Origin of the sequence: Streptomyces sp. NPDC051018 (assembly GCF_044456085.1) — a bacterium.
GTDB lineage: Bacteria > Actinomycetota > Actinomycetes > Streptomycetales > Streptomycetaceae > Streptomyces.
Window position 1 is genome coordinate 105144 of the sequence record NZ_JBITFN010000018.1, and the last position, 13769, is coordinate 118912.

Consider the following 13769-nt stretch of genomic DNA (forward strand, 5'->3'; position numbering starts at 1 on the left):
ACTTGAGTTCGTTGTCGTCACGAGCTCGCCGGGGAGCGGCACCGGTGGCGGCGGTCCGCTGGATCGAGCCCGGTTGATCGTGGCCCTGCTGACGCCGGCCTCTTTGGCACCGTGTCTTCCTGCTGCGGCCCGCTCCCGGCTGCACGGCCGGCGGCGTGTTGGCTAGCGCCGCTGTCACGACCCGCCGCACGAGTGCCCCGCAACGGGTACCGGGAGCCGCAAGATTCTTTCCGGACGTACCTGTCCACGGCCCCGCCGGAGGGGGAAACGGCCGCCCGTAAAGGGACCTGCGGGGCCGGACACAGGCACTCGCCCTGCCGTTGACCTCCGGCGCGGTGCGGCCAACTCGCTTTCAACGGTTGGGCTTCGCGACATGCCCCAGTACGACGAGGCCGATACCTACAGTGAGCAGCGGGCTCCTGTCGTCTTGCGCAGGAAACGCCGACCGGCTCTCGCGCTGGATCCAGGCCCGCGCAGCCGACCTGCCCCATCTGCACGCCTTCACCCGGGGCCTGGAACGAGACCACGACGCCGTCCCCGCCGCACTCACCCTTCCCTACAGCAACGGCCCCACCGAGGGCGTCAACACCAAGACCGCACAGTCAGTGATTGTTGTGCCGGGGACGCAGCACCTCGGTCAGCACCCTGCCCTGCGCACCCGCCGGCGGGTCGATCCCGAGGAGCGCCGCCATCGTGGGTGCCATGTCCACATGGCGCGCGGCGCGGGGGCGTCGGTTGGGGAGGACACCCGCACCGGCGATCAGAAACGCCGACTCCTGCTCGGTCGGCGCGCCGTGCCGCCCGGAGGGGCCGGACTGCTCGCCGGTCCCGATGGACCAGCCCGGGTCGACCTGGATGATCAGCTCGCCGTGGAGCGGGCTCATACGCTGGGCCCGCTGCCAGCCCTTGTCGTACACCGCGGTCACATGGTCGGCCTTCTCTATCGCCGCCTTGATCCGCCGCGCCGCGCCGGGGTCGGCCGCGGCCTCTCCCAGCAAATGAACGCTGCCGACTCCGCCGACCACGATGGCGACATCGGTTCCGGGGGAGGGCGCCTGACCGCTCCCGAGGATCTGCGCGGTGTGTCCGGCGGACGCGACGGCGTCGAGGATCTGATCGCCGTTGCGGCGGGTGAACGTCGTCATGCCGTGGTCGCCCAGCAGCACGAACGCCGTACGGCCGTGGATCCCGGCGTCCTTCGTCGCCTCCACCAGGCGGCCCAGCTGTCCGTCGAGCACGGTGATCGCGTCCGGGAGCGCCGGGTTGTCCTCGCCGCCCGCGTGGCCGAGTCCATCGAGCTCGTCGCAGTACACGGCCATCAGCTCCGGAATGCGCGGTGCGGTCACCGTGGTGGCGCCCGAACGGACCGGCCTGCCCTCGATCACCGCGATGATGTCGTCGAACCGGCGGGAGGCAGGACCGCCCGGCTGTGTGTAGATGCCCTCCGGATCCCCGTACGCGGTGCCGTGGTTCTGGACGATGAACCACTGGGCCGATGCCACCGTGCCGCCCTGGGCGCGCACCGCCTGGGCGATCGTGGGCACCGCGAGGTCCCGCATCTGCCCGCGGGCGACTCCGGCCTTCGAGTCGAAGAAGTACGCGGTGTTGAGGGTCCTCTCCGGCCACGCCCCGGTGGCGACCGAGGCCCACGAGGGATTGGTGATCGAGGTCATCACGCCGCGCGAGGTCGACAGCGACCCCCGTTTGGCCAGCCGGCGAAGGTTGGGCAGGGGCGCGAGGTCCACGTAGCGGGGGTCGAACCCGTCCCAGGCGATGAGGATGACGTGGTCCGCCGCGCCCCGGCTTCCCCGGCCCGTGCCAGCGGCCGCAGCGGCGGACGGCAGGACGCCGGACACCGCGGCGGCACCGGCTCCGGCCAGCAGGCCGCGGACCAGGGAGCGACGGGAAGGGGCGGTGATGAAGGGAGATTTCATGGCATCGATCACACCGGGCCACGGCGGCGGTCCGATGACCGCCAACTGAACAACTCCGGAAGATCATTTGGCACTCCCGCCGGTCGCATCGCGTCGTGGCGGGGTGCTCCTATTCGTTTCATCAACCCGGATGAGGTTGGTCTGTAGGGGGTTTCCGGTTCTCAGGAACGTCCCGCGAAGTGGAACGTTGCCGGCGGATCGGGTGCAAGGCGGCAGTCCGGTGGCCGGCGGCGCCTTGGCGGCCGGACCGGAACAGACCGCACACCGAGGACAGCTCACGAAGGCCCCCCGGGGCCCTGTGGCGCGTCCAGCGACAGATTGATGAGACCCGGCGGGGCCAGGGCGCAGACACCGGCGCTTGGAGCAACGGGCACACCACCTGCCGCGCCTTGGGATGAAACAGCAGCAGCCGGACCAAGACGCCGTGCGAATGTCACTTCTGTATCACAGATCACATCAGATCCGGCGGCCCTGCCCAGCCTCAACCTCATATCCGTGTGAATCCCGCAAATGCAGAGCTCGTGCCGTGTCAGGGGATGTTCGCCCTGTTATGAGAGGTTGCGTGGTTGCCGGCTGGGGAGGGGCCGTACGGCGGGAATGATGGGGTGGCTGAATGTGTGCGGGCCCGGGACATTGATGATGACGAGGGCAGGCAGTTGCTGCGGATCACCGCCGCGGTACGGGTTCGGTGGTGACCTGGCGGCGGGCCCGGACGGTGCTGCTGTCCGCGCAGGGCATGCCGGTGACGAAGGTCGCGGAGGTGACGTTCACCAGCTCAACCGCATCGAGGCCCGGTTCACCGCCCTGCGCCACTCCACGCCGGACGGCACCGACCACGCCGGCCACAAGGAACAGGGAAGCATGATCCGCCGCGACATCATCCGGCGAAACCGCCCTGCCGACGACCGGCGCCTACGCGCCATCGTCGACAGGGCGAACATTGCCTGACACGGCACTGGACACCCCGTCTGGCCCAGCTGTCGACCTCGTGAGCCCGGGCGGACGGCCGAAGCGCGTCCATCCGTACCGTGTACCCGGTAGCAGCGCAGCGCCTCGGCGCCGCCGAACAGTCCGGCCTGGGTGCCGCGGACTTCGGCGACAAGTGTGACGCTGCCGCTGTCGCGGGCCAGGTTCCGCAGGGACGCCTGTGCGCTACTCAGTGCCCCCGCCACCTCCGCGTCTCTCAGCTGCCCGTCCCGCGCCGCTTCGGCAAGCAGCACGCGTGCCCGCTCGGCCGAGATGAGCACCCTGTGCACAGGGCCTTGGCCCTGCTGTCGACGCCCGTGACTGCCGACGTTTCTGATGGGGCGTCGGGTCCGGGCCGGGAGGTCAGGAGTGAGCGAGGTGACGGAGCGCCTACCGCGGCGGCCGGGGGAAGACGACCCGGAGCCGGCGGACCCGTCGGTTGTCGCGGAACATGAGCCAGGCGAGTGTGGGCGGGCAGGGGTCGGCCTTGTCGGCGGGGCTGGTGACGTCCATCTCCCAGATGGTGATGTCATGGCTGGCCACCACGTGCCGCAGGTGCTGGCGCACTCCGGACTCCAGGACCCGGCGCAGGACAGGGGTGGGGTGGAGACGTTCGCCCGGGCGGCTGAGGACGCCGGTCAGTTCGGTCTCCCTGGGCCACAGTTCGGCGATGTCCCGGGGCAGTGGGCCGCGTTCGGACGCCTGAAGTGTGGCGATGGCCTCGTGTCTGCTCTCGTCGGTGACGGCGGAGGCGTCGTCGTGTGCCTCCTCGGCGGTTGACGTCAGCGCGCGGGCCATGGTCGCCCGGGCCTGGCTGAGGCGGCTGCGGACCGTGCCGACCGGCACCTCGCACGCCTCGGCGATGTCCTGGTAGGAGGTGATGTCGCTGAAGTGCCGCAGCATCAGTACCAGCCGCAGGTGCTGGGGTAACTTCTCCACTCCTGCCCAGATCCAGTCGCGCATGGCGTGCTGCTCGACGATCTGTTCGGGATGGGAGGGCCCGTGGTCGGACGGCCGGAGGTGGTCGAGCCCCTCCAGACCCGGTGTCTCGCGGGCGGCGCGCAGCCGCATGCGGGCGTTGTTCCGTACGATCGCGCGCAGCCAGGCCCCGACGGCGGACGGGTCCCGTACGTCCGCGATACGCCGTAGCGCCGTCAGGGCCGCGTCCTGGACCGCGTCGTCGGCGTCGGGACCGTGGCCGAGGAGGCTGAGGGCCACCGCGCGCATCGGCGCCTGGTGGCGGGCCAGCAGCAGACCGAGGGCTCCGGTCTCGCCGGCCTGGGCGCGGCGGGTGAGTTCCGTGTCGGTGAGCGGCTGGAAGGGCACCATGGCTGAGGGCCTCCGTGGCTGGTACCGGGTTGTGCGGCAACAGTAGGGGTCTTGCGGGGGCCGGTCCAGAGGGCCATGCGGCGGCGGTCGCCGCATGGCCCTGGGGCCGCCCCCGGACCAGGAGTGTCCGGGGGCGCGTGCTCCGCGGGCGCCGGGTGGGGTGCGCGTACCGGGTCCTGGAAGGTCAGCCGCCGCTCGGTGCGCCGGGTTGCGGGGTGTCGGCTCCGGTCGCGGCCCGGGCGATGAGGGCGGCGACTTCGGCGGGCCTGGACACGTAGACGGCGTGGCTGCCTGGGGTCTCGACCACGGTCGCGCCGGCCCGCTGTGCCATGGCGCGCTGGGCCGGCGGCGGGATCATACGGTCGTCCGCGGCGACCAGGTAGAAGCTCGGCCGGCCGCGCCAGGCGGGGTGTCCGACGCTCCCGCTCAGGGCGTCCAGCCCCCACGGCACCTGGGAGTCCGCCAGGAACCGGGCCTCGTCGGCCGGCAGGTCCCCGGCGAAGGACGCGGCGAACTTCTCGCGGTCGAGGAAGAGGTAGCCGTCGACGGGCGGCAGGATCGGGGGGACGGGCGCGCCGGGCGGCGGATCGGCGATCAGGGTGTTCACGGACTCGCCCTTGTCGGGCGCGAACGCTGCGACGTAGACGAGTGCGGCGACGTTCTCGTGGTTGCCGGCTTCGGAGATCACCGCGCCGCCGTAGGAGTGGCCGACCAGCACGGTCGGGCCGTCCTGGGCGTCGAGGATCAGCCTGGTCGCGGCGGCATCGCCGGCCAGGGACAGGGTGGGGTTCTGTACGACGCTCACGCGGTAGCCGTCCGCGCGCAGCAGGTTGTAGACACCCTTCCAGCCCGATCCGTCGACGAATCCGCCGTGGACCAGGACGATGTTCCGTATATGCGGTGTGGCACTCACGGCCGCTCCTTTGACAGTTCCTCGGTGACAGGAGAAAGACGGCTGCCGAGCAGAGGCCGATCTTGCGCCCCCGCTCGGTGACCCGACACCGACCAGATGCACGGCGGGCGCCGAAGTTCACCCCGCTCGGTGTGATACCCGTCACAGTAGAGTCGGGTCGTGGCATCCACTGCCGGACGTAGCGGCCGAAGATCCGGGGGGATCCGCAGCGCCCCCGCGTCCCCCGGCCCTGCCGGCCGCCGTGAGGAGGTCCCTTCCCGGCGGCGATCCCTCGCGCGCGGCCATGCCGACGGCCCTCGCCCTCACAGGGTCCGGGCGGGGCAGCCCGGACCGCGGGCCGGACAGGGCGAGCGCCGAGCGCCGAGCGCCCACGGTCGTCGACCAGGCCGGGGTGGCCGTGGCTCAGTGCGATCAATTTTAGTGGGTCTCGATGTCACCGGCCCACCGTGGAAGACCGGCGAGCGTGTTCGTTTCCGGCGAAGACGGTCGTGGTCCACGGGCGCTGCTGCCAGGGTGTGCTCATGAAGACGACACCGGATGGACGGACCGTCCCGCCCGCGCATGCCGACGAGCGCACCATGCTGGAAGCATGGCTGGACTTTCACCGTGCGACTCTCGCCCTGAAGTGCTCGGGCCTGAAAGACGATCAGTTGCGGCTCGCCGCGGCGTCACCGTCGCCGATGACGCTGCTCGGCCTCGTTCAGCACATGGCCGAGGTGGAGCGCAACTGGTTCCAGCGGGTGTTCGCGGGTCTGACCGTGCCCCCGGTCTTCGGGGAGGGCAACCCCGACGGCTTCGCCCTCCAGCCGGACCGAGGGCTCGACGAGGCGACGGCCGCCTGGCAGGCGGAGGTCGCCCGAGGCCGTGAGCTGATCACCGACGCATCGCTGGACGACTCCGGCCGCCTGTCCGGGCAGGAAGCGGGTCACCTCGGCGACCGGGGAGTCTCCCTGCGCTGGATCATGGTGCATATGATCGAGGAGTACGCACGTCACAACGGTCATGCCGATCTCATCCGCGAGCAGGTCGACGGAGCCACCGGCGCGTGAGACGTGGGTGCGGCCCGGAAAGGCGGCGCAAGCACCCGGCGCTCCGTGCTCCATCGCAGCGGGCCCCGCTCTGCCCGTCCCGCGTACGCCGGTCCCGACCGCCCCGCCCGACCTCCCGGCACTCGGCAATCGCCCCTCCACCCCCTTCGCCCGGACCACGCCCACCCCCAGCCCGCGTCATTCATGCGCGGGACGGGTAAGCCCCCGCCATGGACGTGTTGTCGATCGCCCTGCCGGTTGCCGCGACCCTGTTGGTGGCCGCACTGGCATTCTTCCAATGGGCGCGCACCGAGAAGCGGCAGGCGAGCAATGAGCGTGCGACACGGCAGGCGTTGGAGATGGAGCAGCGCGGAACCCTGGAAGCACCCTTCCGTGAACAACGCACAGCCGCCCTCCAGGCGCTCATCGATAAACTCAAACAGTACGAACTGAATTCTCGCTGGAACACGGGCGGTCAGGACCTGAGGGCCGAGATCCCGGTCCTGAACACCTTTCTCATTCAAAAACGTGCGTTACTCAGAGAAGATGAGCTCGAACTCGCGAGACAGTTCCTGGAAGGTCTGACCTGGATCGACCACCACGAGGAACAGCGCCGTGAAAGCTGGAGGGCGTACCGTCAGTCGCGCATTGATTCCGGCCACGCGGATCCTGGCGACTACGAGAGCACATGGGCGGACACGGGGGTGTCCGACATCCCGATCGAAGAAATGTGGGAAGCGGCAAGGAAGTGGCAATCAGCTGGAGAGGAACTGGAGGCGCGCCTTCGGAGCGTACTTCAGGGAAAGGATGTGTTCCCATAAACGGATCTTGCACAGGGGCGGCGCGGAATGCTGTCTTCTGCCGGGCCCCCGGGGCCGGAGGCGCGCCTGCGTACCCCGAACGATTTCCCGGCGCGCGGTGTCCCGGGATCTCCGGCCGCGCACATCCGCCGGGGCGTCGAGGCGGTGACCTGTGGCATCCGCCGGCCATCGTGCTCACGTGACGGGCGCCGTGCAGCGCCCACTGCTGTTTCTCGATGTCGACGGGCCGCTCATCCCGTTCGGTGCGGTATCCCGGCCGTATCCGGTCTATGCAACGGGTGTTGACCTGCCTGCCGGCGCGAACCCGCTCCTGAGCAGGATCAACCCCGGGCACGGGCCCCGGCTGGCGGCGCTGCCGTGCGAGGTGGTCTGGGCGACGACCTGGATGGCGGACGCGAACGAGTGCATCGCGCCCCGTATCGGTCTCCCGCGGTTGGCGGTGGTGGTCTGGCCGGAACCGTCGGACGCCGATCACCGGGACGAGCGGAACGGACTGCACTGGAAGACCCGAGCCCTGGTCGCATGGGCCGCGGGGCGTCCATTCGCCTGGGCCGACGACGAGGTCACGGACACTGATCGGGCCTGGGTCGCCGCCCATCATCGGGGGAAAGCCCTGCTCCACCGTGTCGACCCCCGACATGGCCTGACGGACGCCGACTACACGGCCCTTGATTCGTGGCTGCGCAGACCGGTCTGACACGACCGGAGAAGTACACCGGCCTGAAAGCCCGGATCGGCCGCCGCTTCAGCGAGCCGTAGGGCCTCGCCGATGTCGTCAGAGCCCCCGGCCGGCCCAACACCCCGGCCGGAGGCGCCCCCGGTCAGCGGAAATCCGTGATCCGGAAGGTCGACAGCATGTCGTGGTGCCGCGGGTCACCCGCCGACGACGGATAGAACGACGCCTCCGCGCCCACCCAGCCGCGGAAGTTCCCGTTGTCGTCGATGATCTGCATCATCGGTTTCACATGCGAGTTGCCCGTGTAGCAGAACTCGTTCCGCTCCATGGCCAGGCATGTGCACCAGTGCCACAGCGAGTCCCGCCGGTCGAAGCTGGAGATCTTCAGCAGGTGGTACTGGATCGACGTGACGTCCGCCGCCGTTCCGCCCCCGTAGGCGGGGCAGCCGCCGGTCTTCCGGCACGCCGCCGCCGATGTCGGCTGGACGTACGTCAGGCAGTGGGTCTCCCCGGTACACCTGCGGAACTGCCCGTGCTGGAACGTCTGCCCGGCGCCCGTGCCGACCTGGTCCTTCGCCCATGTGGCGATGTCCTGCTTCAGCGCGCCGGGGTACTGCTGCACCGTGTCCATCGATCTGCGTTCGGTGAACTCCTGGTCGCTGCCGTACGCGTAGCCGTGGGTGGCGAGGGTGCTGTAACGGTAGTCGAGCCGCGCCAGGGTGCCGTCCGGTGCGGGCCGTACGGTCCACTCCTCCGTCCATGTCCGGTTGATCTGCCAGGTGATGTGCACGACCTGCGCCCCGGTGGCGTCGGTGCGTGTGGTGAACGTGCCCGTGCGTGTCTCCGCCGGCGCGGCCAGGAAGCCGCCGGCCGTCAGGGTCCGGCACTGGCGGACATGGGTCTTCGAGTTGTTCGCGTTGGTGGAGCAGGACAGATCGGGAGTGGTGTCCGTGATGTCACGGGCGGGGTGGTTCTCCTGGGTCCAGAGGTACATGCGGGCGGTGACCGTGCCGGACGGGGCGAAGGAGTACGTGCCCAGCCGGGTCCAGTTGTCGCGGGAGCCGTCGCGGAGCGAGCCGAGGCTCACCACGAAGTTCTTCTTGCCGCCGGGGAGTTCGACGGCGGCGCCGGCGGGTGGCGCGAAGCCGAGAAGGGTGAGTACCAGGCCGAGAGAGAACACGAGGGACCAACGTCTCATGAGCTTCCTCCACCTGAGTGAGGTTTCGGTCAGTGCCGTAAGTACAGCGAGCCTGGCGCCTTCCGTCAATGCTTGCGGTGTGGAGATGGGTACGAACAGAGTCTTGACGGCTCTCTTGTGGGCGACGTATCACTTTCGGCTAGTGCCGTAACTCAGTCTGGACCGGAGGTGTTCCACACCATGTCGACGCGCCGCGCGTTTCTGGTGAGCACGACCGCAGCCCTGTCCGCCACCGCCCTGCCAGCCGTCCCCGCACTGGCCGGGACCGGGGCCGGTGCCGCCTCGCCGGGCCCGCATCCGCTCGGTATCCCCCTCAAGGACGTGCTGCTCATCGGCGGTATCGTCGCGCCCGGCCCGGACGGCCGCCCGGCGTGCTGGAACGTGTCCAACGGCGACCCCGCGCACATCAACGCCATCGACCCCGTCACCGGCGAGGTCTCCGTCGCCGCCGAGCTGCCCGGCGCCGACGGCGGCTGGACGGCGGCCGCCGGGCCCGACGGCTCCGTCTACGCCGGGACGTGGGGCAGCAGGGGCCGGCTCTACCGCTGGCGCGGCGGCGACACCGCCGAGGACCTCGGCGTGCCCGTCCCCGGCGATGACTTCATCTGGCGGGTCGCCGTCGACGCCGACGGCAAGGTGTGGGGCGGCGGTTCACCGATGGCCCACCTCTTCCGCTACGACCCGGACACCGGCGCCATCGAGGACTTCGGCCGCCCGATCGCCGACCAGACGTACATCAAGAGCCTCGCCTGCGCCGGCGGCAAGGTCTACACCGGCGCGTACTCCCAGGGCCGTATCGCCGAGTTCGACCCCGCCACCCGCACCTTCACCGAGCTGCCCAAGCCGCCGGGGCTGCCGGCCGACAACAAGCTGAGCGTGTACGACATCGACGTCCACGACGGCCGCCTCTACGCCCGTATCGGCACCGCCAACCCCAGCACGCTGTTCGTCTACGACATCGCCGCCCGCACCTGGACCGACGAGATCCCCGACGCGCACGGCCTCAACATCTCCCCGCCCGACGCGGACGGCGGCGTCTACTTCATCCAGAAGAGCGAGATGCGCCGCTACGACCCCACCACCCGGAAGCTCACCGGTACCGGCCTCACCTTCAGCGGCAGGGTGCAGAACGCCCGCTCCATCGGCTGGGCCGAACTCGGCCTGCCCGACTACCCCGGGAAGAGCCTCGTCGGCACCCTGTGGCGCGGCCATATGTTCCGCTACAACCCGGCGACCGGCGCGTACGCCACCCTGGAGACCAAGGTCCGGCGCGACGAGCCGATCGAGATCCTCGCCCTCGGCGCCGGCGGCCGCGGCACCGTCTACGCGGGCGGGTTCCTCAACGGCGGCTTCGCCGCCGTCGACACCGGCACCGGCACGCCGGACTTCCACCGCTTCTCGCAGATCGAGTCCGTCCTGCAGACCCGCGACGGCTCCGTGTGGATCGGCACATACCCGGAGGCCCGCCTCTACCGCTACGAGCCGCGCAGGACCTGGAGTTCGCCGGAGTACTCCCCGGGCCCGGACGGCACCCCGGACAACCCCGAGCGCGCCTACACGCTCAAGGAGCATGTCCAGATGCGGGCCAAGGCCCTGGTGGAGGTGCGCGGGAAGATCGTGATGGGCACCGTCCCGGACGGCGACCGGCTCGGCGGGGCGATCGCCGTGTACGACCCGGACAGCGGCGAACTGGAGGTCACCCGGCACGTCGTACAGGACGAGTCGGTCTTCGCCCTCGCCACCGCGGGCGGCGTGGTCTACGGCGGCTGCTCGATCACCGGCGGCCTCAGCACCACCCCGCCCACGCGTGAGTCGGGCGCCGTCTTCGCCTGGCACGTACGAAGAAGGCGCAAGCTGTGGGAGCTGGTCCCGGTGCCGGGGGCGGCCACCGTCACCGCCGTGGCCATCGGCGCCGACCGCAACCTCTGGGGCATCGCCGGAAACACGGTTTTCGCGATCAGTCCCTACACCCGGAAGGTCGTCCGGCGCTTCACGGTGGGTGCCGGCCGGGGCGGCGGCGATCTCGCCGTGGTGGGCCGGTATCTGTACGCGAGCATCGACGGCAACCGCGTCTACCGCGTCGATCCCTGGTCGCGGAAGGCTCCGGTGCCGGTCGTCGAGCATGCGCACCGGCGGCTCGTCGCCCACTCCGACGGCCGGCTCTACTTCAGCCGTGGCGCCGAGTTGTACCGCATCGACCCGCGCGACCACGCCCCGGGCGACGACCACTGATCCGGGCGGACCTCCGTCGTCGTCCCCCGGGCGAGCCCGGCCCCGTCGCCCCCCGCCGGCTCATGGGCATCCTCGCCCGTACGCACCGCACCCCGGCCCGAGTGGCCGCCGCCCGCCACCGTCGAGCAGCGCGAGGCTCTGCCGGCCGTACCCGACAGCGGCCGGTGGGGCGCGACCGACGGGCCGGAGGCCGAGGACTTCGCGGCCGCGTGCGCGAAGACGGTGGGCGCGCCCTACGGGGTGTGCACCGTCAACGCCACCGTCGGGCTGCTGCCCGCCCCGCGCGCGGTGGGCGTCGAGCCCGGCGACGAGGTGATCGTCCCGGCGTACACGTTCGTCGCCGGCGCCACCGCGGTGGTACTGGCGGGCGCCCGGCCGGTGTTCGCGGACGTCCTCGGCGACCCCGAGGCGGTCGCCGCCCTCGTCGGGCCGTGGACCGGGGCCGCCATGGCGGTCCACCTGCCGGGCGCGATCGCCGACGCCGGCGCGCCCGGGGGCCCGTGGCCGAGGACACGGCGCAGGCGCACGGCGCGGAAGGTACGGGACGGGTTCACGCGCCCGGCCTGAGTGGCGGTGTGAACACAAGACGGCGGTGGGGACCGGTCCTTCGGGACGGTCCCCACCGCCTTCGCCGTGCCCCGGGTCAGCAGACCCGGTAGGTGTAGAACCTCTCGTTGCGCGACAGGTACATATTGCCGTCGGGGCCCTTCTCCAGGTTCGAGACCGGACGGGCGATCAGCGTCATCCGCATCGACGCCGGGTCGATCCGGTACGCCTTGCCCTGCGTCTTGCCCCACAGAAGACCGGCGTGGAACACGAGGTCGGTGTCGTGCCATACCTGCGTCTGGTTCTCCCAGGGGTACGTCTGGTGCTTGGCCGTACGCAGGGTCTCGCCGGTGGCCGGGTCCATCTCGAACAGGGCGTCCGGCGTCAGCCCCCAGAGCTTGCCGCTTCCGTCGAAGGCCAGTTCGCCGAGCGCCAGGTCGCCGGGCACGGGGGCGCTCTGCCAGAGCAGCCTGTCGGCGGCGATGTCGTACGCGAAGACCTTCGCGACCGTGTCCAGCGGCCTGCCGGTGCCGCCGAAGACGGAGGTGGCGCCGTAGACGACGCCGTCGCGATAGGTCACGCCGACGACCGAGTGCCCGGGGATGATGTTCCGCCTGATCCGGGACTCGCCGGTCGCGGGGTTGACCAGGCCCAGCGCGCCGCCCTCGGTGCCCGACTTGGGCACGGTGCCGAAGGCGAGCCAGTCGCCGGCCGAGACCAGGCTGAAGGGCCGGTCCTGCTCCTGTTCGGTCAGGTTGAGGAGCAGCTTGGGCGCGGTGCCGTCGAACTCGTAGATACGTCCGCCCGGATAGACGCCGAGGTACAGCTTCCCCTGGTGGGTGACCATGCCCTCGCTCTGGCCGACGCGGGGCCAGAACTGTGTGGCGCCGGTGCCCGGGTCGTACGCGGCGAGGCCGCCGGTGAAGAACCCGCCCGCGTACAGGCGTCCGTCGGGGCCCTCGGTCATGGACCGGATGGCCACGGGCTGGCCGGTGAGGGTGCCGTCGAGGAGCCTGCCCTTGCCGGTTCTGCGGTCGTAGTGCCAGATACCGCCGGTGGACGAGGTGCCGACGAGGGTGTTGCCGCGCCAGCCGAGCGTGCGGATGCCGCCTTCGCCGAACTCGGTCATGCCGAGCTTCGTCGTCCGGCCCGATCTCAGGTCGAGCCGGATCAGCTCGCCCTTCTGGACGAGGTGGACGACGTGGCCGCGGGCGGCGCCGCCGACGGTGAGGCTGTCGACGTCCTCGGTGACGTGCAGCCATGTGCGGCGCTTGAGGTCGTACACGGCCAGCGGCTTCTTGGCTGCGGAGGTCTCGTAGCGGACGAGGAGGTAGCGGCCGACGACGTCCACGTCGTACGCCCAGCCGGTGGCGTCGATCGGTGCGTCGAGGACGCGGCGGACCTCGCCGTCGGGGGAGAGCACCGCGACCTGCATACCGGACGAGCCCATGCCGGCGTAGACCGTACCGTCGTCGTCGACGGCGAGATCGCGGATGAAGCCCTGTCCCGGCACCGGCCGGCCGAGGTCCTTCGTCTCGCCGGTGTCGGGGTCGTAGCGGACGAGGTGGCCGTTGCCGGAAGTGCCGCCGTAGACGTAGTCCTCGGTGGCGGCGACGGTCCAGACGAATGTCTCGGAGTCGACGGGGACACCGAGTTCGGTGACCTTGTCGTCCTCGGGGTCGTAGCGGAAGAGCCGTCCCTTGTGCTCGGCGCCGCCGTAGGTGCCGACGTAGACCGTGTGGTCCTCGGCGACGGTCACGGCCCAGGAGCCGAGGGCGCGGGGGAGCGGGTGTTCGGCGATCAGCCTGCCGTCGCCGGCGTCGCGGATGCCGAGGAGGGCGGGGCCGGATGCCGAGGAGGTGACGGAGTAGATGCGGCCGCGGTCCATGGCGGTGCCGGCGGTGGTGGCGCCGGTGAGGGGGAGGGAGCCCAGGTCGGCGAAGCCGCACTGTTCGGGGGCCGGGAGAGTGGACGCGGGTCGTTCGGGGGCGGTTTCGGCACGGGCCGGTACGGCGAGGGTGGCGACGAGCAGACACGCGGCCGTGAGGGCACGACGCATGGGACCTCCAACGGGAGTAATTTACGGCCCTGACCGTAAATGGCGAAGGAGGGGACGGCAATACATC

The 13769-nt window shown here is 70.8% G+C and carries 9 protein-coding genes and 3 pseudogenes; 7 read left to right on the forward strand and 5 right to left on the reverse strand.

All coding sequences use genetic code 11. From position 1 onward, the window contains the following. Positions 1-368: 368 nt before the first annotated feature. Positions 369-596, forward strand: a pseudogene (locus tag ACIBCM_RS27045) (ISL3 family transposase); the annotation flags it as partial. Between the two features lie 6 nt (positions 597-602). On the opposite strand, the gene ACIBCM_RS27050 reads toward ACIBCM_RS27045, so the two are convergent. Beyond that, a complete protein-coding gene (locus ACIBCM_RS27050; RefSeq protein WP_399247545.1) occupies positions 603-1934 on the reverse strand; it encodes an alkaline phosphatase family protein in 1332 nt (443 codons plus the stop codon). A gap of 774 nt (positions 1935-2708) precedes the next feature. Here ACIBCM_RS27050 and ACIBCM_RS27055 point away from each other — a divergent pair. Then, a pseudogene (locus ACIBCM_RS27055) lies at positions 2709-2882 on the forward strand (IS630 family transposase); the annotation flags it as partial. 408 nt (positions 2883-3290) lie between these two features. Here ACIBCM_RS27055 and ACIBCM_RS27060 read toward each other — a convergent pair. Continuing rightward, positions 3291-4229, reverse strand: coding sequence for an RNA polymerase sigma factor (locus ACIBCM_RS27060; protein WP_399247547.1), 939 nt, complete (start codon positions 4227-4229; stop codon positions 3291-3293). Between the two features lie 184 nt (positions 4230-4413). Continuing rightward, on the reverse strand, positions 4414-5142 hold the full coding sequence (locus ACIBCM_RS27065; RefSeq protein ID WP_399247549.1) for an alpha/beta hydrolase: 729 nt from the start codon (positions 5140-5142) through the stop codon (positions 4414-4416). A gap of 521 nt (positions 5143-5663) precedes the next feature. Here ACIBCM_RS27065 and ACIBCM_RS27070 point away from each other — a divergent pair. From ACIBCM_RS27070 to ACIBCM_RS27080, 3 genes are all read left to right on the forward strand, one after another. Next, positions 5664-6191 carry a DinB family protein gene (locus ACIBCM_RS27070; RefSeq protein ID WP_399247551.1) on the forward strand — a complete coding sequence of 176 codons (528 nt, stop codon included), beginning with the start codon at positions 5664-5666 and terminating at the stop codon, positions 6189-6191. Positions 6192-6400: 209 nt separating this feature from the next. Beyond that, positions 6401-6991 carry a hypothetical protein gene (locus tag ACIBCM_RS27075; protein WP_399247553.1) on the forward strand — a complete coding sequence of 197 codons (591 nt, stop codon included), beginning with the start codon at positions 6401-6403 and terminating at the stop codon, positions 6989-6991. A gap of 178 nt (positions 6992-7169) precedes the next feature. Beyond that, on the forward strand, positions 7170-7688 hold the full coding sequence (locus ACIBCM_RS27080) for an HAD domain-containing protein (RefSeq protein ID WP_399247555.1): 519 nt from the start codon (positions 7170-7172) through the stop codon (positions 7686-7688). A 124-nt stretch (positions 7689-7812) separates the two neighbouring features. Here the strand turns inward: ACIBCM_RS27080 and ACIBCM_RS27085 are convergent, their stop codons facing one another. Continuing rightward, complete coding sequence (locus tag ACIBCM_RS27085) at positions 7813-8865, reverse strand: hypothetical protein (RefSeq protein WP_399247557.1); 1053 nt, start codon at positions 8863-8865, stop codon at positions 7813-7815. A 180-nt stretch (positions 8866-9045) separates the two neighbouring features. Here ACIBCM_RS27085 and ACIBCM_RS27090 point away from each other — a divergent pair, with 180 nt between their 5' ends. Then, positions 9046-11097 (forward strand): hypothetical protein, encoded by a 2052-nt coding sequence (locus tag ACIBCM_RS27090; RefSeq protein ID WP_399247559.1) that lies wholly within the window; start codon positions 9046-9048, stop codon positions 11095-11097. Positions 11098-11232: 135 nt separating this feature from the next. Then, positions 11233-11664: pseudogene (locus ACIBCM_RS27095) on the forward strand (DegT/DnrJ/EryC1/StrS family aminotransferase); the annotation flags it as partial. 76 nt (positions 11665-11740) lie between these two features. Here ACIBCM_RS27095 and ACIBCM_RS27100 read toward each other — a convergent pair. After that, positions 11741-13702 (reverse strand): PQQ-binding-like beta-propeller repeat protein, encoded by a 1962-nt coding sequence (locus ACIBCM_RS27100; RefSeq protein ID WP_399247561.1) that lies wholly within the window; start codon positions 13700-13702, stop codon positions 11741-11743. Positions 13703-13769 lie beyond the last annotated feature (67 nt).

Bases quoted from the DNA above. Each gene is read 5' to 3' on its own strand.
- ACIBCM_RS27050 (WP_399247545.1), bottom strand. From the start codon at position 1,934: ATGAAATCTCCCTTCATCACCGCCCCTTCCCGTCGCTCCCTGGTCCGC.
- ACIBCM_RS27060 (WP_399247547.1), bottom strand. From the start codon at position 4,229: ATGGTGCCCTTCCAGCCGCTCACCGACACGGAACTCACCCGCCGCGCC.
- ACIBCM_RS27070 (WP_399247551.1), top strand. From the start codon at position 5,664: ATGAAGACGACACCGGATGGACGGACCGTCCCGCCCGCGCATGCCGAC.
- ACIBCM_RS27075 (WP_399247553.1), top strand. From the start codon at position 6,401: ATGGACGTGTTGTCGATCGCCCTGCCGGTTGCCGCGACCCTGTTGGTG.
- ACIBCM_RS27085 (WP_399247557.1), bottom strand. From the start codon at position 8,865: ATGAGACGTTGGTCCCTCGTGTTCTCTCTCGGCCTGGTACTCACCCTT.
- ACIBCM_RS27090 (WP_399247559.1), top strand. From the start codon at position 9,046: ATGTCGACGCGCCGCGCGTTTCTGGTGAGCACGACCGCAGCCCTGTCC.
- ACIBCM_RS27100 (WP_399247561.1), bottom strand. From the start codon at position 13,702: ATGCGTCGTGCCCTCACGGCCGCGTGTCTGCTCGTCGCCACCCTCGCC.